General features: G+C 75.2%; 19 protein-coding genes and 2 tRNA genes. 13 read left to right on the forward strand and 8 right to left on the reverse strand.

The genetic code is table 11. The features are described 5' to 3' along the window. Positions 1 to 172 precede the first annotated feature (172 nt). Together ACWDBB_RS12805 and ACWDBB_RS12810 are read left to right on the forward strand one after the other, a co-directional pair. On the forward strand, positions 173 to 619 hold the full coding sequence (locus ACWDBB_RS12805; protein WP_392881300.1) for a DUF4442 domain-containing protein: 447 nt from the start codon (positions 173 to 175) through the stop codon (positions 617 to 619). Positions 620 to 729: 110 nt separating this feature from the next. Beyond that, on the forward strand, positions 730 to 1662 hold the full coding sequence (locus ACWDBB_RS12810) for a hypothetical protein (RefSeq protein WP_449789585.1): 933 nt from the start codon (positions 730 to 732) through the stop codon (positions 1660 to 1662). An 85-nt stretch (positions 1663 to 1747) separates the two neighbouring features. Here ACWDBB_RS12810 and ACWDBB_RS12815 read toward each other — a convergent pair whose 3' ends face one another. From ACWDBB_RS12815 to ACWDBB_RS12825, 3 genes are all read right to left on the reverse strand, one after another. Continuing rightward, on the reverse strand, positions 1748 to 2206 hold the full coding sequence (locus tag ACWDBB_RS12815; protein WP_449789586.1) for a GNAT family N-acetyltransferase: 459 nt from the start codon (positions 2204 to 2206) through the stop codon (positions 1748 to 1750). Between the two features lie 313 nt (positions 2207 to 2519). Continuing rightward, complete coding sequence (locus tag ACWDBB_RS12820) at positions 2520 to 3425, reverse strand: spermidine synthase (RefSeq protein ID WP_449789587.1); 906 nt, start codon at positions 3423 to 3425, stop codon at positions 2520 to 2522. Positions 3426 to 3604: 179 nt separating this feature from the next. Continuing rightward, on the reverse strand, positions 3605 to 4120 hold the full coding sequence (locus tag ACWDBB_RS12825) for a hypothetical protein (protein WP_449789588.1): 516 nt from the start codon (positions 4118 to 4120) through the stop codon (positions 3605 to 3607). 261 nt (positions 4121 to 4381) lie between these two features. Between ACWDBB_RS12825 and ACWDBB_RS12830 the strand changes: the two genes are divergently transcribed. After that, positions 4382 to 6004: a tetratricopeptide repeat protein gene (locus tag ACWDBB_RS12830; RefSeq protein ID WP_449789589.1), complete on the forward strand. Its 1623-nt coding sequence runs from the start codon at positions 4382 to 4384 to the stop codon at positions 6002 to 6004. 76 nt (positions 6005 to 6080) lie between these two features. Here the strand turns inward: ACWDBB_RS12830 and ACWDBB_RS12835 are convergent, their stop codons facing one another. Then, a complete protein-coding gene (locus ACWDBB_RS12835; protein ID WP_449789590.1) occupies positions 6081 to 6737 on the reverse strand; it encodes a histidine phosphatase family protein in 657 nt (218 codons plus the stop codon). Between the two features lie 215 nt (positions 6738 to 6952). Here ACWDBB_RS12835 and ACWDBB_RS12840 point away from each other — a divergent pair, with 215 nt between their 5' ends. Genes ACWDBB_RS12840 through ACWDBB_RS12850 form a run of 3 tightly spaced genes read left to right on the forward strand, consistent with a single transcriptional unit; the run spans position 6953 to position 11174 of the window. After that, a complete protein-coding gene (locus ACWDBB_RS12840) occupies positions 6953 to 8191 on the forward strand; it encodes a hypothetical protein (protein ID WP_449789591.1) in 1239 nt (412 codons plus the stop codon). Beyond that, a complete protein-coding gene (locus ACWDBB_RS12845) occupies positions 8188 to 9813 on the forward strand; it encodes a hypothetical protein (protein ID WP_449789592.1) in 1626 nt (541 codons plus the stop codon). The genes ACWDBB_RS12840 and ACWDBB_RS12845 overlap by 4 nt, the downstream gene beginning before the upstream one ends. A gap of 8 nt (positions 9814 to 9821) precedes the next feature. Further along, a complete protein-coding gene (locus ACWDBB_RS12850) occupies positions 9822 to 11174 on the forward strand; it encodes an AAA family ATPase (protein ID WP_449789733.1) in 1353 nt (450 codons plus the stop codon). 24 nt (positions 11175 to 11198) lie between these two features. On the opposite strand, the gene ACWDBB_RS12855 is transcribed toward ACWDBB_RS12850, so the two are convergent. Beyond that, positions 11199 to 11507, reverse strand: a complete 309-nt coding sequence (locus tag ACWDBB_RS12855) for a hypothetical protein (protein ID WP_449789593.1) — start codon at positions 11505 to 11507, stop codon at positions 11199 to 11201. A 232-nt stretch (positions 11508 to 11739) separates the two neighbouring features. Between ACWDBB_RS12855 and ACWDBB_RS12860 the strand changes: the two genes are divergently transcribed. The 3 genes from ACWDBB_RS12860 to ACWDBB_RS12870 all read left to right on the forward strand — a co-directional run bounded on the left by ACWDBB_RS12860 (position 11740) and on the right by ACWDBB_RS12870 (position 13020). Continuing rightward, positions 11740 to 12093 (forward strand): hypothetical protein, encoded by a 354-nt coding sequence (locus ACWDBB_RS12860; protein WP_449789594.1) that lies wholly within the window; start codon positions 11740 to 11742, stop codon positions 12091 to 12093. A 239-nt stretch (positions 12094 to 12332) separates the two neighbouring features. Next, a complete protein-coding gene (locus tag ACWDBB_RS12865; RefSeq protein WP_449789734.1) occupies positions 12333 to 12878 on the forward strand; it encodes a bifunctional DNA primase/polymerase in 546 nt (181 codons plus the stop codon). Positions 12879 to 12946: 68 nt separating this feature from the next. Further along, a tRNA-Lys gene (locus ACWDBB_RS12870) sits at positions 12947 to 13020 on the forward strand. 163 nt (positions 13021 to 13183) lie between these two features. Here the strand turns inward: ACWDBB_RS12870 and pgi are convergent. Both pgi and ACWDBB_RS12880 read right to left on the reverse strand, forming a co-directional pair. After that, positions 13184 to 14845, reverse strand: a complete 1662-nt coding sequence (gene pgi / locus ACWDBB_RS12875; protein ID WP_449789595.1) for a glucose-6-phosphate isomerase — start codon at positions 14843 to 14845, stop codon at positions 13184 to 13186. A gap of 240 nt (positions 14846 to 15085) precedes the next feature. Further along, positions 15086 to 16669 carry a Na+/H+ antiporter gene (locus ACWDBB_RS12880; protein ID WP_449789596.1) on the reverse strand — a complete coding sequence of 528 codons (1584 nt, stop codon included), beginning with the start codon at positions 16667 to 16669 and terminating at the stop codon, positions 15086 to 15088. Between the two features lie 159 nt (positions 16670 to 16828). Between ACWDBB_RS12880 and ACWDBB_RS12885 the strand changes: the two genes are divergently transcribed. From ACWDBB_RS12885 to ACWDBB_RS12900, 4 genes are all read left to right on the forward strand, one after another. Further along, a complete protein-coding gene (locus ACWDBB_RS12885; protein WP_449789597.1) occupies positions 16829 to 17737 on the forward strand; it encodes an NADP-dependent oxidoreductase in 909 nt (302 codons plus the stop codon). A gap of 73 nt (positions 17738 to 17810) precedes the next feature. Continuing rightward, positions 17811 to 17884, forward strand: a tRNA-Lys gene (locus tag ACWDBB_RS12890). Between the two features lie 170 nt (positions 17885 to 18054). Continuing rightward, positions 18055 to 19026 carry a GlxA family transcriptional regulator gene (locus ACWDBB_RS12895; protein WP_449789598.1) on the forward strand — a complete coding sequence of 324 codons (972 nt, stop codon included), beginning with the start codon at positions 18055 to 18057 and terminating at the stop codon, positions 19024 to 19026. After that, positions 19026 to 19655: a DJ-1/PfpI family protein gene (locus tag ACWDBB_RS12900; RefSeq protein WP_449789599.1), complete on the forward strand. Its 630-nt coding sequence runs from the start codon at positions 19026 to 19028 to the stop codon at positions 19653 to 19655. The genes ACWDBB_RS12895 and ACWDBB_RS12900 overlap by 1 nt, the downstream gene beginning before the upstream one ends. Here the strand turns inward: ACWDBB_RS12900 and ACWDBB_RS12905 are convergent. After that, positions 19652 to 20839 carry an MFS transporter gene (locus ACWDBB_RS12905; protein WP_449789600.1) on the reverse strand — a complete coding sequence of 396 codons (1188 nt, stop codon included), beginning with the start codon at positions 20837 to 20839 and terminating at the stop codon, positions 19652 to 19654. The genes ACWDBB_RS12900 and ACWDBB_RS12905 overlap by 4 nt on opposite strands. Positions 20840 to 20856: the final 17 nt, after the last annotated feature.

The raw sequence follows: 20856 nt of genomic DNA on the forward strand, positions 1-20856 counted from the left end.
GGCCGATCTCTTCAAGAGATCGGCCCCTCAGGCGTTTTCGCACTCCCTCAGCTGTGCACGGCCTCAGTTGCCCACCCTCCCAGCCGGATGTGCGCTCCCTCACACGCGCCCGGCCGGCCGGCTTCAGGTCGACCCCTGCCACCGGAAGCTACTGGCTAGTAACATCAACGCCATGACCACACCCATGATCGGCAAGCTGCTCGACGACACCGTGCCGATGGCGCACACCCTCAAGCTGGAGTACCTGGAGACCACCCCGGAGCGCGCCGTCCTCCGGCTCCCGGACCAGCCCGCGTACCACAACCACGTCGGCGGCCCGCACGCCGGCGCGATGTTCACGCTCGCCGAGTCCGCCAGCGGCTGCATCGTGCTCGCCGCCTTCGGCGACCAGCTGTCCCGGGCCGTGCCGCTCGCCGTCAACGCCGAGATCGCGTACAAGAAGCTCGCCATGGGCGACGTCACCGCCACCGCCGTGCTCGGCCGCCCGGCCGCCGAGGTCGTCGCCGAGCTGGACGCCGGCGGCCGCCCCGAGTTCCCGGTCACCGTCGAGATCACCCGTGCCGACGGCGCCGTCACCGGCGTGATGACGGTCACCTGGACCCTGCGCCCCAACTCCTGACCGCCGCGCGGTCGGTGGCCCCGGGAGCGCCGGCCCCGGGGCCACCCGTGCGATGACTGTCCGTGACGGCGGGCGTGACCTCACCGCCCCCCGGCTCGTTCTCGATTCACGTGCGAGCCAATCACGCCAATCACGCGACCGAGCCCCAGGAACCCGCCCCCGGCGGCGTCGCCGGTGCCCGCCGCGGGATCGCCCGGTGGCTGCCCCGCCCCCGTGTCGTCGCGACCGCCGGGGCCCTGCTCGCGCAACTCTGGGGCTTCGGCGCCCCCGCGTACGCGGCCACCGTCGACCCGCTGCCGGACCCGGCCCGACCCACCGTCCGCCGCGCACCGCACGCCGCACCGGAACTCGACCGGCCGGAACTCGACCGGCCGGCGCTCGACGGTCCCTCCCTCGACGGGCAGTCAGCCGAACGCCCCGTCGGGTCCGGCCCCTCGACTGGCGCGCCGCCGAACCACTCCCCCGGGCCCACCGGGAGGCCGTCCGGCGACGGCCCGGTCGAGGACCTCCCCGGGATCACCGGAGTCACCGGGGCGGTCGGCGGCACCCTCCAGGAACGCATCCGGGCCGGCGGCCTGCCCCTGCCCGGCCAGCGGGCGGCCGTCCCCGACGCCTTCGCGCTCGCCTCCGGTCTGCTCGGCACCGACCCGGCCCGGGCCCGGCCCGACGGCCCCCGCGTCTTCCGCGAGGGCGGGGCCGCCGACCTGTCCGACCCGGCCCGACGCCGCACCGACCCGGCCCTTCCCGCCCCTTCCCGGCAGCGCGGGGCCGCGGCCGAACCGCTGGTCCAGGAGGCGGTGGTCACCGCCGCCGACCGGACCGGCCCCACCGCCGAGCCCGACAGGGCGGCGGACCCCACGGCGCCCACCGCACCGGGCCGCGGCGGCCCACCCGAGACGCCGGCCGTCGTCGACACCGCCACGGCCGCCACCTCCGGCCACGGCTCCGCCACCGCGACCGCCGTCCTCGCCCCCATCGCCGCCGGACTGCTGCTCACCGGAGCGGCCATGTGCAAGCACCGCGGACTGCCCAGCGGACACTGAGCGTTCCCGGGCCCGCCGGCGCCCACCCAGGGCGACGGCGGACGGGGCGAGTCCGGCATCGGTCACAGAGACAGGCCTTGGGCCCCTAGGACGCTTCCAGGTCAAGGGCCAGCAGCGGGAGTTCACGGCCCGGGATCGAGCCGGACGGGATGCTGCCGATCCGGGTGGCGCCCATCGCCAGGTAGAACGGCTCGGCGTTCGGGTCGGAGTCGATGGTGAGCCGGCGCAGGCCGAGCGCCACGGCCAGGACCCGAGCCCGCTCGAACAGCGCGCGGCCGACGCCACGGCCGATCCACTCGGGCTCGACGAAGAGCTGGTCCAACGACCCGGTCGGCGGCGCGCCGGACAGCGAGACGAACCCCAGCACCTGCCCGTCGGCCTCGGCCACCACCGTGACCGACCGCTCGATCACGTCCACGTCCACGGTCAGCTCCGACCGGCAGGCCGCCATGAACGCCTCGTCGTAGCCCCAGTACGCCTTGGCCCGCAGCGCGATGCCGGTGAGCAGCGCGGCCTCCTCCGGCCTGGCCGGTCTGATCTCCATGACGCCCCCTCGGGTCGGCGGCCGGACGGCAGCGTCATTGTCGGCCGCGATTCCGTCGTCCGCCAACGGTTTTTCGGCGGGCCGCCCGGCCGGCGGACGAGGGCGGACGAGGGACCTCGCGAACCCCCGAGAGGCATGACGGCAGACGGCTCGCCCGATGGACCGACGGGTGGGAAGGGCCGGGTCGGCGCTGCCGGCCTGGGCGTCCCGGCGACCGCGGCCGGAGCGACGCCGGCACCCGCCCGTACCGGACCCTGCCCCCGGCCACCCGAACAGGGCGAGGACGGAGCCCGGCGCCACCCCGGGCGGGCCGTCAGCGGAACACGCCCGGCGGCGGTTCCGGGGACGGGGCCGCCGTGGCGTCCGTCGCCGGGGTGGCGCCGGCCGCGAAGTCGGTGAGGGCGCGGCCGTGTTCGACCCGGGCGTGGGCGGAGTCGGAGGCGGCGCGGCGGGTGAGGTCGGCGACCGGCAGCGGGGTGTGGGCGGCGGCCAGGATCAGGTTGCCGAAGCGCTTGCCGCGCAGCACGGCGGGGTCGGCGATCAGGCAGAGCTCGGGGAAGACCGCGGCGAGGGTGGCGACCTGGGAGCGGGCGAAGGGCAGGGCGCCGCCGTCGGCGATGTTGGCGGCGTACCAGCCGCCGGGGGCGAGGGCCCGGGCGGCGAGGGTGGTGAACTCGACGGTGGTGCAGTGGGCGGGGGTGCGGGCGCCGGAGAAGACGTCGGTGATCACCAGGTCGACGCTGCCCTCGGGGGTGCGCTCCAGGACGCTGCGGGCGTCCGCGCCGCGCACCTTGATCTGCCAGCCGCGCTCCAGGGGGAGTTCGGTGCGGACGAGTTCGGTGAGCGCGGTGTCGATCTCGGCGACCTGCTGGCGGGAGCGCGGCCGGGTCGCGGCGGTGTAGCGGGCGAGGGTGAGGGCGCCCCCGCCGAGGTGCAGCACCGTGAGCGGGCGGCCGGGCGGGGCGACCAGGTCGATCAGGTGGCCGAGCCGGCGCTGATACTCGAAGCCGAGGTGGGTGGGGTCGGCGAGGTCGACCAGGGACTGCGGGGCGCCGTCGATCAGCAGCGACCAGGCGGCGGGGCGGTCGCGGTCGGGGCGCAGCTCGGCGAGGCCGGAGCCGACGGGGCGGCTGAGCGGGCCCTGGGCGTGGGTGCGTCCGCCCGGTCCGGTGATGGCCGCCGGTTCACTGCCGCGGGCGGCTCTGCTGCTTCGTCCCATGCCGGCCATTATCGCCGCCGGAGTGGAACACCCACAGGTCAGGGGCGTGCCGCGGGGATCCGGACGGAGGCCGGCGGGCCCGGCGGTCTCCACGCGGCACACCCGCTGGAACGGGCCGGGACCGCCGGAACGGCCGAGGCCGCTAGAACGGGCCGGGACCGCCGGAACGGCCGAGGCCGCTAGAACGGGCCGAGGCCGCCCGCGGTGAGTGTGCAGGCGGCCTCGCAGAGGGCGGAGCGCAGTACCCAGGCGTCGGTGGGGCGCGCGGTGCGGACGGCGCCGGAGGGCGGGATCACCCAGCGCTGGTCGGTGGCGGCGGGCACCAGCGCGCCCGCGGTACAGGAGCTGCCGGGCAGGTGCCAGGTCTCCCAGGTGCCGGCCGGGACGAGGAAGGAGACGGTGCTGCCGTTGCGGCTCTGCAGGACGGCTCCGCAGGCGCGGCGCAGTCTCAGGATGTCGACGGCCTCCAGGCCGTGCCGCAGGGCGACGGTCACGGTGTCGCAGGAGGTGACGAGGATGCCCTCGTCCGGGGTGGTGCGCTCGCGCCGGTGGCCACCGCGGGGGATGCGGCCGCCCTCGACCGGTGCCCGGCCGGACATCCGGTCGTCGGCGGGTTCGGGGAGGAGGGCGGGGGACGCGCCGGCCAGTACTCCCCCGCGGACGGGGCGGCACTGCGGCAGTCCGGTGGCCATCATGGGCTCTCCTGTACCTCGTCGGGTCCTGAAGCACAGCCGTTGGGAGGACCGCCGGCCTGGGACGGGCCGGGCGACGGCATGGGCTTCTTCCTCGTACCAGGACAACGCGGCGGGCGCACCGCGGGCCACGGGGCGCATTACAGCAAGCCATGGCATTTCATGGCGGATATCCCGCAACATCGCCCGCTTCGCCCAGGTTTGACGGTAGATGTCCTGCAAACCGAATGTGGCCGCTCGGTGACTCCGAGTACTCTCGGCGCCATGGCAGCCACCCCACCGGCCGAGCCGAACCGACCGATCCCCAACACCGTGATGCGCGCGCTGCGCGGCGACCGTTCACCCGGCGAGTTCGCCATGGCCGTCCGCAGGGCCGCCCGCGAGATCGGCGAGCACGTGTCCTGCGACGCCCGCTACGTCGGTCGGATCGAGTCCGGTGAGATCCGCTGCCCCAACTACGCCTACGAGCGGGTGTTCCGGCACATGTGGCCGGACCGCACGCTCGCCGACCTCGGCTTCGCCTCCCGGACCTCCGTCCGCCGCCGCTCGGCGGACCGACCCGGCGGGCGGAGCGAACCGCCTCCGCTCCACCCGACGTTCCCGCCCCTGCCCGCCCCGCGCTCACCACTCTCCGCTCAACTCCCGTACGCTGCCTCGCCGTACGCGGATCCAGCCGCTCCGGAAGGACCCTCGTGGCCGCACCCCGGGACGGCGCCCCGGGGGCCCGATGGATCGCCCAATCTCGACGAGGAGAACGACGACGTGCGTCGCCGTACGTTCCTGGCCGGCGGCACCACCGCGCTGGCCACCGTGATCGGCATCGACCGACCGGTCGCGGCCGCCGGCCTGCCGGCCCGTGCCGACGGCTCCGCCGGTGCGCTCACCGGTCAAGGCGCCCTTCCCGGTGCGGAGTTCGCCGCACCGTCACTGCTCGGCGGCGAACCGCTGGTGCCCGGCCGGCCCGGGCCGGTGGCGACGATGCGCCGGGTCGGCGCCGCCGAGGTGCTCGGCGTCGAACAGGCCGTCCGGGAGATCCGGCTGGCCGACGACGCGCACGGCGCCGACGCCCTGTACGAGCTCGCCGGGCAGTCGCTGCGCAACGCGTACGTGCTGCTCAACGAGTGCGAGTACACCGAGGAGACGGAGCGCCGGCTGCAGGCCGGGGCGGGTGAACTCGCCATCTCCGTCGGCTGGTTGGCCCATGACTCGAACCGGCTCGCGGACGCCCGCTCGTTCTATTCCGAGGCGCTCGCCACCGCCCGGATGGCCGGGGACTCCGCCCTGGAGGCGCACGTCTTCTGCAACAGCGCCTTCCTGGCCCGGGACGCCGGCCGGCCGCGCGAGGCGCTGCGCGCCGCCCAGGCCGGGCAGGCCGCCGCCCGGGATCTGGGCTCCGAGCGACTGCTCGCCCTGTTGACCATGCGCGAGGCCGGCGCCTGGGCGCTGCTCCAGGACCGCGGCTCCTGCGAGCGCGCGCTCGGCCGGGCGTACGCGCTGTTCGACCGGGGCCCCGCCGAGCAGGACCCGGAGTGGATGTCCTTCTTCGGCGAGGCCGAGATCGCCGGCCTCCAGTCGCAGTGCTGGTCGGCGCTCGGCGACTGGGACCGGGCCAGCGAGCAGGCGGGGCTGGCGATAACGCTCCAGAAGCCGCACTTCGTCCGCAACCGGGTGCTGTACACCGCCGAGCTGGCCCACGACCGGCTCGGCCGCGGGGACCTGGTGGGCGCGGCGCACCACGGCTCAGCCGCCGTCGCGCTGTTCGGCGCCGTCCGCTCGGCCCGGATCCGGAGCATGCTCGCGGACACCGCCGGACGGCTGCGCCCGCACGTCGCGGTGCCCGAGGTGCGCAGCTTCCTGACCGACTACGACCGGGCGGCGGCCGCCTAGGGCACGCCCGCAGGCCCGGTGCGGGACGCCGGGGTCACGGACGGCCCGGAGCCGCCCGAGGTGCGGGGCGCCGGGGTCAGTGCGCGGCGGCCAGGCCGTCCAGGTGGGACAGGTCGTTCCAGACCTCCACCGCCGGAGCGCCGTACTCCCAGGACAGCACGCAGAGCGCGGCCGTACCGAGCTTGAACCGCTGGGCGTACTCGGGCGGCAGGCCCAGCCAGCGGGCGGCCAGGATGCGCAGCAGGTGGCCGTGCGCGAACAGGACGACGTCCCGGTCGGCGCAGTGCATCACGGTGGTGCTCGGGTCCGGGACGCCGTGCTCCTCGTTGAGTCCGGCCAGGAAGGAGTCCACCCGGGCCGCCACCTCGGAGAGCTTCTCGCCGCCGGGCACCCCGTCGCGCCAGATCAGCCAGCCGGGCCGGTCGGTGGCCCGGATGTCCGCGCCGGTGCGGCCCTCGTACGCGCCGTAGTCCCACTCCATCAGCTCCGGGCGCTCCACCGCGCGGTCGCCGAAGCCGGCCAGCTCGCAGGTCTCCTTGGCCCGGCCGAGCGGGCTGGTGTAGACGAGCGCGTCCGGCAGGCCGTTCCAGGGGGCCTTGGCGAGGCGGGCGCCGAGGGCCCGGGCCATCGCGCGGCCCGCCTCGGTCAGCGGGATGTCGGTGCGGCCGGTGTGGCGGCCGGTGGCGGACCACTCGGTCTCGCCGTGGCGGACCAGCACGATGCGGCAGGGCATGGGGGCTCCTAGCGAAAGAGCGGTGGCAACAACAGTCGGTCTCACCATTGAGCACCGGGCTCCATGATCCCCCACCCGGGCGGCGGCCACGATCGCGGGGCCGTCCCGCCGCCCCGGGCCGCACGCCCTCGAACGGGGCCCTGGCCGTCCGGCATGTCGTCCAACGGCCGGTCCGCACCGCATTGTCGGACCCGGATGCGACACTGGGCCGCACCATGAACGTCTCGACGAACGTCCCGCCCCGCGGGCCCGCTGAGCCGCTCGCCCGGCGGCTCGCGCAGCTGCGCGGACCGGCCCCGCAGCGCAGTCTGAACGCCCGCTCCCTCGCCGCGCTCGCCGCCAATCCGGGCTGCCACCGCCGGGCCGTGCTCGACGCGGCCGGGGTGGACAAGTCGGCGCTGGCGGCCCGGCTCGGCCGCCCCGCCCCCTTCGGCCAGTCGCCCTTCGCCATCGCCCGCGGCGTGATCTTCGAGTCCCGGCTGAAGGCGGACGGCTACGCCCCGCTGCTGGAGCCGCTCCGCCACCACCTGGGCGTCCCGGTGGACGGCCACGCCCCGCTCCTGGTACCGGACCTGCTGCACCGCTCCGGGCCGGCCGTACGCGCCGACCGGACGGCCGAGGCCCTGGCCCGGGCCGCCGCCGACCCGGAGGCCTGGACGCTGCTGGACCACCCGATGCTGCGGCTGGAGGTGGCCGGCAGCACCGCCTACCTGGAGCCGGACGCGCTGGTGGTGCACGGCGGGCGGTGCACCGTGGTCGAGATCAAGTCCTTCCCGGTGCTGGACGGCAGCGCGGACCCGGCCAAGGTCGGCGCCGCCGCCCGGCAGGCCGCCGTGTACGTGCTGGCGCTCCAGCACGCCGCCGCCGCGGCGGCCGGCCAGCCGCTCGCCGAGGACCCGTACACCGAGCAGCGGCTGCCGGGCAGCCCGCGCACCAGCGTGCTGCTGGTCTGCCCGAAGGACTTCGGCAACCGGCCGACCGCGGTGGCCGTGGACGTCCGCCGCGAACTGGCCACCACCCGGCGCCAGCTGAGCCGGATGACCGGCATCGGCCGGCTGCTGGAGGCGCTGCCGCCGGACGCCGACTTCGACCTGGCCGCCGACGAGGACGGCGCGCCGGCCCGGAGCACCGGCCGACTGGCCGCCTCGGTCGAGGCGGTGCCCGCCGCGTACAGCCCGGACTGCCTCTCCACCTGCGAGCTCGGCTTCCACTGCCGCGCCCAGGCCCGCTGCGGCGACCGGGTCGAGCAGCTCGGCCGGGGCGTGCGCGGCGAGCTGGGCAGCATCCGTACGGTCGCCGACGCGCTGGCCGCCGCCGGCACCAAGAACGGGGACCTGGACGGCGCGGACGACGCCGCCGAGCGCCTCGCCTACGCGGCCGCCCTGCGCGCCGAGGCGCTGGAAACGGCGGCGCTGAGGACGGCGGCGCCCGCAGCCGCGGAGGCGGGCGCATGAGCCTGCTCACCACCCTCGCCCGGCTGGAGGCCGTCCGCAGCGGCCGGGCTGAGCCGCTGGCCACCGTCCGACACCGGCACCTGTCCGACCGCCCGATGGTGCTGGTCCCGCTGACCGCCGCCGGCGAGTCCGGCGCGCCGCTCGCGGTGATGCTCGGCACCGACCGGGACGCGCCCCGGCTGCACCTGGTGCCGCAGCCGCTCAACCGCACCCTTCGCTTCGACTTCCTGGCCGAGCTGGCCGCGGACCTGCTGCCCTACCTGGAGTCCTTCGCCGAGGACGTCGAGCGGATCGAGGGCTCCGAGAAGGACCCGGAGACCGGCGAGAAGACCCAGGTGTTCCGTGAGCTGTGCGCGGACGCCCCGCAGCTGATCGTGCCGAACGGCGCGGGGGTGCGCCACCTCGCCCTGATCGGCCGCTCGACCCGCTTCCGCCGCACCGCCGAGGACGCGGAGCCCGGCCCGTACCCGGCGCCGGCCCGGGTGCCGCTGCTCGGCCGCTGGCTGACCCACCTCACCGACCGTGCCCAGGTGCCGGGCTCCTCCCTGCTGCTGCCGATGACGGGGCTGCTGGCCCGGCACTGGGCGACGGGCCAGAGTCACCTGGAGGACCAGCACCTGGCGGCCCTGCTCGCCTGGCACCGCCCGCCGCCGGGGCTGACCGGCGCGCAGGCGGCCGAGTTGGCCGAGTCCGCCCGGGACGACCGGGGGCAGCTGCTGCACCCGCCGGCCGGCCCGGCCACCGACCCCCGCTTCGACGAGTTCGTGCTGGCCCCGGCGATCGCCCGCTACGACTCCGCCGTGGCCGCCCTGCAGCACGGCACCGAGCAGCGCGACGAGGCCGCCGCCGCCCGCGCCCGGACGGCCGTCCGGGGCGCGGTGACGGCACTGGAGGAGGCGCTGGCGACGATCCTGCTGCCCACCTGGCGGGACGTCTGGCAGGGCCTGGACCTGCTGCGTGCCCTGCCGCCGGCCGGGCACCTGGCGGAGCGCTGGACGGGCGACCGCTGGTCCTACACCGGCCATCGGGACCGGCTGGCGGCCGGCGAGCCGCCGCAGCCCCGGCAGGACGACGCCGTCACCGCAGCCCGCAAGCTCGCCCAGCGCGAGCGCGAGCAGGCCAGGCTCGACGTCCAGGAGGCTCTGGACGACCCGCTGGCGATGGCCGAGCACCGGCTGGCGGGCGAGGCGTTCAGCGGCGTGGTGACGGAGGTGGTGCCGGACTGGGACACCACCGGCCGCTCGCCCAAGCCGCGCCCGCTGGTCACCCTGCGCACCGCCGACCGTCCGCACGCGGACCTCGGCCGGGAGGTGCACCGGGTGTGGGGGTCCCCCCGGCCGGAGGCCGGCGCGGGCCCGTCCGCGCAGAAGGCGGAGATCGTCGCGGTGGACGCCGCCGCGGGAACCCTCACCCTGCGGGTGCTCTCCGGCATGGGCCGCCGGAAGGACCCCGAGCCGGGCAGCCTGCCCGAGCCCGGCGAGTCGGTCACCTTCACCCTGTTCGAGCTGACGGTGCGCCAGTCAGCGCCGCTGCCCGAGCCGGACGACACCCCGTGGACGCACGGTGGTCCGCCCGGTGCCGCGCCCGTACCCGCCCCGTCCGTCTCCGAGGAGTGGGAGTGAGCAGTCCGATGGTCCCCGAGCAGGCCCCGGGTGCGGCCGCCGACGCCGCGGTGGCGCGGATCCTGGCCGCCACGGTCCATCCGCCGGCCGGTGCCCCGCGCGGCGTGGTGGTGGACTCCCCGCCCGGCGCGGGGAAGTCGACGCTCGTGGTGCGCGCCGCGCGCGAGCTGGTCGGGGCCGGCGAGCGGCTGATGATCGTCGCCCAGACCAACGGCCAGGTGGACGACCTGGTCGGCCGACTGGCCGAGAAGGCGCCGGAGCTGACGATCGGCCGGCTGCACGCCGCGGACTCCCGGCCCGGCCCGGAGGTGCTGAAGCACGCCAACGTCACGCCCTCCGACAAGGTCGCCGAGCTGGTCGAGCACGACGTGGTGATCTCCACCGCGGCCAAGTGGCAGTGGGTGCGCGCCGAGGCCCCGTGGCGGCACGCGATCGTCGACGAGGCGTACCAGATGCGCTCGGACGCCCTGCTCGCGGTGGCCCGGCTGTTCGAGCGGGCGCTGTTCGTCGGCGACCCGGGCCAGCTGGACCCGTTCACCGCGGTCGGCACCGAGCAGTGGGCCGGGCTGTCGTACGACCCGTCCGGCAGCGCGGTGGTCACCATGCTGGCGCACAACCCGGAGATCGAGCCGCACCGGCTGCCGGTCTCCTGGCGGCTGCCCGCCAGCGCCGCGCCGCTGATCTCGCGGGCCTTCTACCCGTACACGCCGTTCCGCTCCGGCACCGGCCCGGACGACCGCCGGCTGACCGCCGCCGTGCGCCCGGACGGCTCGACGCTGGACGCGGTGATCGACCGGGCCGCCGAGCACGGCTGGGCGCTGCTGGAGCTGCCCGCCCGGCACACCGTACGGACCGACCCGCAGGCCGTGGCGGCCGTCGCGGCCACCGTCCGCCGGCTGCTGGAGCGCGGGCTGACCACCCACTCGGAGCAGGGCGAGGGCCCCCTCACCGCGGACCGGATCGCCGTCGGCACCGCCCACCGGGACCAGGCGGCGGCCGTGCGCGCGGCGCTGCTCAAGGCGGGTGTACCGGTGGACGGCGCGGACGGGCCGGTCGTCACGGTGGACACCGCCAACCGCCTCCAGGGCCGCGAGTACGACGTGACCGTGGTGCTGCACCCGCTCTCCGGGCGCCCCGACGCGACCGCCTTCCACCTGGAGACCGGCCGGCTCTGCGTGCTCGCCTCCCGGCACCGGCACGCCTGCATCGTGGTGGCCCGGGCCGGGATCGCCGAGCTGCTGGACGAGCATCCCGCTACGGAGCCGGTGCAGCTGGGCGTCCCGGTGGCCTTCCCGGACGGCTGGGAGGCCAACCACCAGGTGCTGCACCACCTGAGCGGCCACCGGGTGCACCTGCGGTAGACCGGGTGCACCCGCGGTGGGGGGTCAGTCCTCGGTCTCGCAGACGGCGAAGGCCTTGACGGCCGAGTGGTCGGTCCGCGCGATCCACCCGGTCGCGTCCTGGGACGGACCGTTGTGGGTCACGGTGTCGTTGGTCCCGGCCGGGAGCACGTAGCCGCCGCCGGTCAGGTGGGTACCGCTCGGGCAGGTCGCCTGCGACGGGGCGCCCGGGGCGCTTGTCGGGCCCTGCACCACCACCGCCGTCTCGGCGGCGACGGCGGGCGCCGCGGCGGCCAGGCCGAGGGCGGGAGCGGCCAGGAGGACGACGGTGGGGAGGATCGCTCGGCTGCGCATGGGGTTCTCCCGGTGGTGCGGATGGCGGGGACACCCGGACAACCGGTTCGCCTGCTGCTCGGATGCGCGGCGCCCAGGGCACGCGCCCGGCGCGTGCCGGGGAATAGCGCTCGCGTGCGCACCGTTCCGCTACCGGCCGTCGCCGCGAGACAATGGACGGCGGCCACGACCGGGCGGCGCGGCCCGGAGCAGATTCCCACCACCCCCACCCGAGACCCGGAGGTGTCCGTCCATGCCCGACTCCCCAGAGTCGACCGAGCCCACCAGGCGCCTGCGTCCGGTGCAGCTGCTGTTCGAGCCGCAGTCCGCCGAACCCGAGCCGGAACGATTCTTCGATCTGGAGTCGATCGAGGACCCGGCGGAGCTGCTGCGCCGTTCCACGGAACTGGCCCTGGCCTTCCGGGCGGCCGCCGAGCGGGCCACGGACTTCCAGGCGGTCGCCGCCGCGCAGCTCGCCGACCCGCGCCGTTTCGACGCGCTCTCCGACGTCGAGGTCGCCCAGCGGGCGGACTGGACCCCGGACTACGCCGCCAAGATGATCGAGTACGGCCGCACCCTGCTCCAGCCGCGCCGGCACGAGGACTGAGCCCCGCCCCCGACGGCGGGACGGGCTGATGCCGCTCGGGCACAGGCCTCTGGCATATGCGCGGCGGGGAAGGGTACGCCGTTCCCCGCCGCGCTGTCCGGCGAACCGTGCTTTCCGCCCGCCGGGGGCGTGCGCGCCGCAGGCTGCTCTCCGTGGAGATCTGGACACAGCAGTCGGTGACGCAGCAGTCGGTGACACGGCACTCGGTGCCGCAGCAGTCGGCGGTGTACCCGTCGGTGATGCACCCCTCGGTGGAGTGCGTCGGCGCGGCCGGGGAGGCCTGGCTGGCCTCCGCCAGCGAGTACCCGCGCAGCATGCGCGCCCTGTGGGAGAGCCGCCCCTGGGCGCCCTCGGTGCTGCCCTGCGGGCGCGCCTTCGACGTGATCAGCATGCCGGCGCTGTTCGGCCGCCGGGTGCTGGACGAGCTGTGGGCCTCCGGGCCGGGCTGCGGGCCGGTGGCCGTCCACCGGGGGCGGCTGCTGCTGTTCGTCCAGCCGGGCGCGGCGCCCCGGCTGCGCCGGCTGCTGGCCTGGGAGGAGTGGGCCCGGGATGTTCCGCCGCTGCTGTGCCACGGCAGGGGCGACGCGGTGACCGTGCCGCCGCTGCAGCGGATGGTGAACAGCCCGGACTCCCCCGGGCAGGGCGCGGGCCGGTGGATCGTCGCACCGGAGCGGCGCGATCCCCGGCTGCCCGGCGCCGCGGTGGTGCTCTGGGCCTGCGTCCGGGCGGCGCGTGAGCCGGGCGCGGCGGTTCCCGCCGGGTCGGCCGTCGTGACCGGGGGGTGAACGCGGGGCGACCGGTATTCGATTTTGGCTCGGCCGCACGGCGCTGCTAGAGTCTTCTCTGTCAGCAGGCGCCGCTAGCTCAGTTGGTTAGAGCAGCTGACTCTTAATCAGCGGGTCCGGGGTTCGAGTCCCTGGCGGCGCACAGACAGCCGGAAGGCCCTTCGCGAGAGCGAAGGGCCTTCCGGCGTTTCCGGTGTTTCCGGCGCCTCCCTAGGTCGAGAAGCCCGGACCGAGAGACCCCGGTCGGGGCCCCGACCGGGAGACCCGACCGGGCCGCCCGCCGGAGCGGACGGCCCGACCCGGGCTCAGCGGCCGCGCAGCGCCCGGTAGCGGGCGACCAGCTCGGCGGTGGAACTGTCCAGCTGGTCGGCACCCTCGCCGGTGAGCAGCACCGGCTCGATCCGCTTGGCGAGCACCTTGCCCAGCTCGACGCCCCACTGGTCGAAGGAGTCGATGTTCCAGACCGCGCCCTGGACGAACACCTTGTGCTCGTAGAGCGCGACCAGCTGGCCGAGCACCGACGGGGTCAGCTCGCTGGCCAGGATGGTGGTGGTCGGGTGGTTGCCCTTGAAGGTCTTGTGCGGGACGAGCTCGGCGGGCACGCCCTCGGCGACGACCTCCTCCGGGGTCTTGCCGAAGGCCAGCGCCTGGGTCTGGGCGAAGAAGTTGGCCAGCAGCAGGTCGTGCTGGGCGACCAGGCCGGGGAGCAGGTCGGCGACCGGCTTGGCGAAGCCGATGAAGTCGGCCGGGATGACCTTGGTGCCCTGGTGCAGCAGCTGGTAGTAGGCGTGCTGGCCGTTGGTGCCGGGGGTGCCCCAGACCACCGGGCCGGTCTGCCAGTCCACCGGGGTGCCGTCGCGGGTCACCGACTTGCCGTTGGACTCCATGTCCAGCTGCTGCAGGTAGGCGGTGAACTTGGACAGGTAGTGCGAGTAGGGCAGCACCGCGTGCGCCTGGGCGTCGAAGAACGCGCCGTACCAGACGCCGAGCAGGCCGAGCAGCAGCGGGACGTTCTGCTCCGGCGAGGCGGTGCGGAAGTGCTCGTCGACCAGGTGGAAGCCGTCCAGCATCTCGCGGAAGGCGTCCGGGCCGATGGCGATCATCAGCGAGAGGCCGATGGCCGAGTCGTAGGAGTAGCGGCCGCCCACCCAGTCCCAGAACTCGAACATGTTGGCGGTGTCGATGCCGAAGTCCTGCACGCCCTGGGCGTTGGTGGACAGCGCGACGAAGTGCTTGGCCACCGCGTCGGTGTCGGCGCGCAGGCCGGTGAGCAGCCAGTCGCGGGCGGAGACCGCGTTGGTGATGGTCTCGATGGTGGTGAAGGTCTTCGAGGCGACGATGAACAGCGTCTCGGCCGGGTCGAGGTCGCGGACCGCCTCGTGCAGGTCGGCGCCGTCCACGTTGGAGACGAAGCGGACGTCGAGGTCGCGCTTGGCGTACGAGCGGAGCACCTCGTAGGCCATCGCGGGGCCGAGGTCGGAGCCGCCGATGCCGATGTTGACGACGGTGCGGATCGGCTTGCCGGTGTGGCCCTTCCACTCGCCGCTGCGGACCCGGTCGGCGAAGGCGGCCATCTTGTCGAGGACCGCGTGCACCGCGGGCACCACGTTCTCGCCGTCGACCTCGATCACGGCGCCGCGCGGGGCGCGCAGCGCGGTGTGCAGGACCGCGCGGTGCTCGGTGTTGTTGATCTTCTCGCCGCGGAACATGGCGTCCCGCAGCTCGGCGACGCCGGTGGCGGCGGCCAGCTCGCGCAGCAGCTCCAGCGTCTCGTCGGTGACCAGCTGCTTGGCGTAGTCCACGTGCAGGTCGCCGACCTGGAGGGTGTAGCGGCGGCCGCGCTCGGGGTCGGCGGCGAACAGCTGACGCAGGTGGGTGTCGCCCAGTTCGGCCCGGTGCTTGGCCAGGGCGGCCCACTGCGGGGTGCGGTCCAGCGGGGTGCGGGCGTCGGCGCGGGTCTCCGACATCGGTGGGTCCTCGATTCATCTGGGTGCAGAAACCGGCAGGGCCAGGCGTGAGGGTTCGCCGAGGTCGTGCGGGTACTGGTGGTGCGCCGACTCCGTTGACGGCCTGCCCGGGTTCAGCCTATGCAACCCCGGGGCCGGTCGCGCACATTCCGCCCCGCGGGCGCGGACGGTGCGCCCGCGGGACGCGGACGGTGCACTGCGGGGCGCGGACGGTGCGCCGCGGGGCGAGTGGACGCCCCGTCACTTCCGTTCGGAGCGCAGGTCGAGTCCGCGCAGCACCTGGTCGACCAGCTCAGGGTCGGCGCCGGGCTCGCTGCGGGCGGCGAGCATCTCGCGGCGGGAGGCGGCGATCATCTCCTGCTCGACGTCCCGGGCGGCCCGCCACTGGGCCATCCGCAGCCTGGCCTCGGCGGCCTCCTCCTCGGCGTAGTTCTCCGGGCAGAGCCGGGCCAGCCGGTCGTGCTGACGGTCCCGCAGGCGGTCGGCGACCTCGGCGGGCAGCCGGTCCTGCTCCTCCATCTCGCCGAGCCGCCTGAGCCCGGCCTTGGCGGCCCGCCACCAGAGCTGGCGCACGGCCTGCTCGTGCTTGTCCTGGTCGATGTCCAGCTCGAACCGCTTGGCCAGCCAGGGCAGGGTCAGGCCCTGCACCAGCAGGGTGAAGAGCACCACGCTGAAGGCGATGAAGACCAGTCGGCCGCGCTCGGGGAAGTCCTCGCCGGAGTGCAGGGTGAGCGGGATGGCGAGCGCCAGGGCGACGGTGGCCACGCCGCGCATGCCGGACCACCAGAGGATCACGCTCTCCTTCCAGCTGAACGGCGTGTCCTCGTCGTCGCCGGAGCGCAGCTTCTTCGACAGCCAGCCGGCCGGCAGCAGCCAGAGCAGCCGGACCAGGACGACCACGGCGATGACCACGGCCGCGTCGCCGATGAAGCCGGTCCAGCCGCGGCCGGCCTCCTTGAGCACGGTGGCCAGCTCCAGGCCGATCAGGCCGAAGGCGACGCCGGTGATCAGGATCTCGACCACCTCCCAGAAGGCGTTGCCGACCAGCCGGTAGGAGACGGCGTCCGCGTCGGAGGCCCGCTCGGCGAGGTAGAGCGCGCAGACCACGACCGCGAGCACGCCGGAGCCGTGGATCTCCTCGGCCAGGGCGTACGCGGCGAAGGGCACCAGCAGGTTGAGCGCGACCTGCTGGGTCGGGTCGTCCAGCCGTTCGGCGAGCTTGGTGTTGACCCAGCCGAGCGCGACGCCGACCACCACGGCCAGCACCGCGGACAGCACGAAGCGCAGCACCGCGTCGCCGGCCGAGAAGTCGCCGCTGACCATGGCCTCGATGGACAGCGAGTAGATGACGATCGCGGTGACGTCGTTGAACAGCCCCTCGCTCTCCAGGATCGCCACCAGGCGGCGGGGCAGCCCGACGCTGCCGGCCACCGCGACGGCGGCGACCGGGTCGGGCGGGGAGACCAGCGCGCCGACCGCGATCGCGGCGGCCAGCGGCAGGGTGGGCAGCAGCCAGTGCACGGTGCCGGCCACGGCGACCGTGGTGACCACCACCAGGGCGACCGCCAGCAGCAGGATCGAGCGGGCGTTGGCCTTGAAGTAGCGCACCGAGGAGCGCCGGGCCACCGCGAAGATCAGCGGCGGCAGGACCAGCGGCAGGATCAGCTCGGGCTCGATGGTGACGTCCGGGATCTGCGGGACGAGGGCCATGACGATGCCGAGGAGGGTCATCAGTACCGGTTGCGGCACTCCGGTCTTCCGTCCGAGCGGCATGGTCACCACGGAGGCGAGCAGCACCAGGAAGAACAGGGGCAGCTGGCCCACGGGGAGGTTCCTCTCGACGACGGACGGCTGAGCGCCGTCCAGGATAAATCTGACAATGCGCCCATTGCTGTCGACACGCTGAACAAGGGTTTGACCTCAAGTGCACTTCAGGTCGGAGGATCGTCGGCATCGGAACGATCGGAGAGGGGTGGGCACAGGATGAAGGCGGTCACCGTGACGCGGAGCGGCGGTCCGGAGGTCCTGCGGGTCGCCGAGGTGCCCGACCCGGAACCCGGGCCGGGCGAGGTGCGGGTACGGGTGTACGCGGCCGGGGTGCAGCCGGTGGACCTCGCGATCCGCGAGGGGTTCCGCCCGCCGGGGACGGCGGTCGAGCCGCCGTTCGTCCTCGGCAACGAGTTCGCCGGAGTGGTGGACGCCCTCGGCCAGGACGCCGGCGACTGGCGGGTCGGGGACGAGGTGCTGGGCTTCCGAGTGCTGGGCTGCCAGGCCGACCGGGTCACGGTCGACGCCGGCCGGCTGGTGGCCAAGCCCGCCGGGATGCCCTGGGAGCAGGCCGGCTCGCTCTCCGCCTCCGGCCAGACCGCGCACGTGGCGCTCACCGGGCTGGGTGTCGGCCCGGGCGACACCGTGCTGGTGCACGGCGCCGCGGGCGGGGTCGGCACGGTCGCCGTCCAGCTGGCCCGGGCCTGGGGCGCCACGGTGGTCGGCACCGCGAGCGAGCGCAACCACGCGTACCTGCGGGAGCTGGGCGCGGTGCCGGTCGCGTACGGCGAGGGGCTGGTCGAGCGGGTCCGGGCGGTGGCGCCGCAGGGGGTGACCGCGGCGTTCGACGCCGCCGGGCGGGGCGCCCTGGAGGCCTCCGTGGAACTGGTCGCCGACCGGAGCCGGATCGGCACCGTGGTCGACTACCCGGGCGCCGAGCGGCTGGGCGTCCGAGGGCTGCGGGGCGAGCGGACGGCCGGGCGGCTGGCCGAGTTGGTGAAGCTGTGGGAGGCCGGCGCGCTGCGGCTGGAGGTCGAGGAGTCGTTCCCGATCGAGCGGGTCGCCCAGGCCCACCGGCTGGTCGGCGCCGGGCACGTCCGGGGCAAGGTGGTGCTGACCATGTGAGCGGGCCGGGCCCCCGCTCCGGCCCGATTGTGAGTTTCGGCTGCTGACCAGGTAATGTTCTCCACGTCAGCAGGCGCCGCTAGCTCAGTTGGTTAGAGCAGCTGACTCTTAATCAGCGGGTCCGGGGTTCGAGTCCCTGGCGGCGCACAGACAGCCGGAAGGCCCTTCGCGAGAGCGAGGGGCCTTCCGGCGTTTCCGCGTCCCCCTGCTTCTTCCCGAGTCCGCCCGCCGTTTCCGCGTCCGCCCGCGCGGCGGATGGCAGGAAAGGTGGGAAACAGGTCATTGCTGCCACAGTCACCCGTTGGGAGGCTGGTCGCATGAGAGCGCGCAACGTGGTCATCGTCCTCTTCGAGGGCGTGCAGAGCCTCGACGTGACCGGCCCGCTGGAGGTGTTCGCGGGTGCGGACAAGGCCTCCGGGCAGCCGGACGCGTACCGGGTGACCACGGCCTCCCCCGGTGGCGGTCCGGTGCGCAGCCACAGCGGACTGCGGCTGCTGCCGGACGCGGACCTGGCCGAGGTCGGACCGGTGCACACCCTGCTGGTTCCCGGCGGGGAGGGCACCAAGCTCGCCGACCCGGCACTGGTGGCCCGGATCCGGGAGCTGGCCGGCCGGGCCGAGCGGGTGGTGTCGGTGTGCACCGGCGCCTTCCTGCTCGCCGAGGCCGGGTTGCTGGCCGGGCGCCGGGCGACCACCCACTGGGCCTATGGCGAGGAGCTGGCCCGGCGGTTCCCGGACGTCGAGGTGGACCCGGACCCGATCCACGTCCGGGACGGGAACGTCGCCACCTCGGCCGGGGTCACCGCCGGGATCGACCTGGCGCTGGCCCTGGTCGAGGAGGACCTGGGACGGGAGACGGCCCTGCTGGTCGCCCGCCACCTGGTGGTCTTCCTGCGCCGACCGGGCAACCAGGCCCAGTTCAGCACCCAGCTGGCCGCCCAGGTGGCGGCCAGGCAGCCGCTGCGCGAGGTGCAGCGGTGGATCGCCGAGCACCCGGAGGGCGACCTCTCGGTGGAGGCCCTGGCCTGCCGCTCGGCGCTGTCGCCGCGGCACTTCGCCCGGGCCTTCGCCGCCGAGGTGGGGGTGACCCCGGGCCGGTACGTGGACGGGGTCCGGCTGGAGGCCGCCCGGCGGCTGCTGGAGGACACCGACGACGGCGTCGAGGAGATCGCGCGCTCCTGCGGCTACGGCACCCCGGAGGCGATGCGGCGCGCCTTCGTCCGGGCCCTGGCCGCCCCGCCCGCCGAGTACCGACGCCGCTTCCGACCCGAACCGACCGGAGGTCACTGATGCGCATCGCCATCCTGCTCTACCCCGACTTCACCACCCTGGACGCGGTCGGCCCGTACGAGGTGCTGTCCCGGATCCCCGGCGCCGAGGTGGTGTTCACCGCCGCCGAACGGGGGCCGGTGCGCAACGACGTCGGCAGCCTGTCGATCACCGCCGAGGCCACCCTGGACGAGGTGGACTCGGCCGACCTGCTGCTGGTGCCCGGCGGGCCCGGCACGCAGGCGCAGCTCGCGAACGAGGAACTGCTCGACTGGCTGCGCCGGGTGGACGCGACCACCACCTGGACCACCTCGGTCTGCTCGGGCTCGCTGCTGCTGGGCGCCGCCGGGCTGCTCAAGGGCCGTCGGGCCACTTCTCACTGGGGCGTCCTGGACCGGCTGCCCGCGTACGGGGCGGAGCCGACCGGGACCGGGCGGGTCGTCATCGACGGCAAGTACGCCATCGCCGCCGGCGTCTCGGCCGGGATCGACCTCGCGCTGACGCTGGCCGGCCTGATCAGCGGGGACACCACCGCGCAGGCGATCCAGCTGCTGATCGAGTACGACCCCCAGCCGCCGTACGCGTCGGGTTCCATGGCGAAGGCCTCCCCCGAGGTGGTCGAGGCGGTGCACCGGCTGATGGAGCGCTAACGCCGGGGCGGGAAGGCGTGGCGGCGGGCGGCGGTGACCACGGCGAGGACGGGGAGCACCAGCGCGAGCACCGTCCAGGGCAGGGCGCCGGTGCCCAGGCCGCTCAGGACCAGCCCGCCGACCACGCCGCCGCCCGCCATCGCCGCGTTCCACAGGGTCACCAGCACGGCCTGGGCGGCGTCCGCCCGCTCCCCGCCCGCGTCGGCCAGCGCGGTCTGCAGCAGGGTCGGGGCGCCGCCCCAGCCCACGCCCCAGCACAGTGCGGCGACGTACACCGGCGGCGCGTCGGCGGACCACCCGGAGAGGACGGCCGCCGCCAGCGCGACCAGCAGCGTGCCGAGGATCGTCAGCCGCCGCAGCCGGCGGTGGATGTGGGCGCCGGTCAGCCAGACGCTCGCCAGCGAGCCCAGCCCGAAGACCAGCAGCACGGTGCCGGTGGCGCCGCCGAGGCCGGCCCGGTCCAGGAAGGGCGCGACGTAGGTGTACAGGATGGTGTGGGCGAGCACGTAGAGCACCGTCACGGTGAGCACCGGCCGCACACCGGGCACGGTGAGCGCCTGCCGGACCGGTGCCCGCCCGCCGGCCGGCTGCCCGGGCTGCTCCGGCAGCAGCGCCGCGATCCAGCCGATCACGCCGACCGCCAGTGCCGTCATGGCCAGGAAGGGCACCCACCAGGCGAGCGCCTGCCCGAGGAAAGTGCCGACCGGCACTCCCAGCGACAGCGCCACCGGCACGCCCGCCATCGCGACCGCCATGGCCCGGCCCTGCTGTTCGACCGGTACCAGCCGGCGCGCGTACCCCGCCAGCAGGGCCCAGGCCAGGCCGGCCGCGACGCCCGCGAGGAAGCGGGCGGCCAGCGTGAGCGGGTAGCTGGTGGAGACCGCGGTGACGGTGTTGGCCACCACGAAGCCCGCCATCGCGGTGAGCAGCAGCCGCTTGCGGCCCCAGCCGGCGGTGGCCGCGCTGAGCGGGATCGCGGTGGCGGCGGAGCCGATCGCGTAGACGGTGACGGTCTGCCCGGCCGCGGACTCGCTGACTCCGAGCGCCGCGCTCATCCCGGGCAGCACGCCGGCCGGCAGGTTCTCGGTGAGGCCGGTGACGAAGACCGCGGTGGCCAGTGCGAGCAGGGCGGGGAGTGGAAAGGGCTTGTGGGGTAGCGGGGTTGTGAGCTGTGTGGTCGCCATGGGGACCATGCTTGGAC

It is taken from the genome of Kitasatospora sp. NPDC001095, assembly GCF_053598615.1.

Bases quoted from the DNA above. Each gene is read 5' to 3' on its own strand.
- ACWDBB_RS12805 (WP_392881300.1), top strand. From the start codon at position 173: ATGACCACACCCATGATCGGCAAGCTGCTCGACGACACCGTGCCGATG.
- ACWDBB_RS12815 (WP_449789586.1), bottom strand. From the start codon at position 2,206: ATGGAGATCAGACCGGCCAGGCCGGAGGAGGCCGCGCTGCTCACCGGC.
- ACWDBB_RS12820 (WP_449789587.1), bottom strand. From the start codon at position 3,425: ATGGGACGAAGCAGCAGAGCCGCCCGCGGCAGTGAACCGGCGGCCATC.
- ACWDBB_RS12825 (WP_449789588.1), bottom strand. From the start codon at position 4,120: ATGATGGCCACCGGACTGCCGCAGTGCCGCCCCGTCCGCGGGGGAGTA.
- ACWDBB_RS12830 (WP_449789589.1), top strand. From the start codon at position 4,382: ATGGCAGCCACCCCACCGGCCGAGCCGAACCGACCGATCCCCAACACC.
- ACWDBB_RS12835 (WP_449789590.1), bottom strand. From the start codon at position 6,737: ATGCCCTGCCGCATCGTGCTGGTCCGCCACGGCGAGACCGAGTGGTCC.
- ACWDBB_RS12840 (WP_449789591.1), top strand. From the start codon at position 6,953: ATGAACGTCTCGACGAACGTCCCGCCCCGCGGGCCCGCTGAGCCGCTC.
- ACWDBB_RS12845 (WP_449789592.1), top strand. From the start codon at position 8,188: ATGAGCCTGCTCACCACCCTCGCCCGGCTGGAGGCCGTCCGCAGCGGC.
- ACWDBB_RS12850 (WP_449789733.1), top strand. From the start codon at position 9,822: ATGGTCCCCGAGCAGGCCCCGGGTGCGGCCGCCGACGCCGCGGTGGCG.
- ACWDBB_RS12855 (WP_449789593.1), bottom strand. From the start codon at position 11,507: ATGCGCAGCCGAGCGATCCTCCCCACCGTCGTCCTCCTGGCCGCTCCC.
- ACWDBB_RS12860 (WP_449789594.1), top strand. From the start codon at position 11,740: ATGCCCGACTCCCCAGAGTCGACCGAGCCCACCAGGCGCCTGCGTCCG.
- ACWDBB_RS12865 (WP_449789734.1), top strand. From the start codon at position 12,333: ATGCACCCCTCGGTGGAGTGCGTCGGCGCGGCCGGGGAGGCCTGGCTG.
- pgi (WP_449789595.1), bottom strand. From the start codon at position 14,845: ATGTCGGAGACCCGCGCCGACGCCCGCACCCCGCTGGACCGCACCCCG.
- ACWDBB_RS12885 (WP_449789597.1), top strand. From the start codon at position 16,829: ATGAAGGCGGTCACCGTGACGCGGAGCGGCGGTCCGGAGGTCCTGCGG.
- ACWDBB_RS12895 (WP_449789598.1), top strand. From the start codon at position 18,055: ATGAGAGCGCGCAACGTGGTCATCGTCCTCTTCGAGGGCGTGCAGAGC.
- ACWDBB_RS12900 (WP_449789599.1), top strand. From the start codon at position 19,026: ATGCGCATCGCCATCCTGCTCTACCCCGACTTCACCACCCTGGACGCG.
- ACWDBB_RS12905 (WP_449789600.1), bottom strand. From the start codon at position 20,839: ATGGCGACCACACAGCTCACAACCCCGCTACCCCACAAGCCCTTTCCA.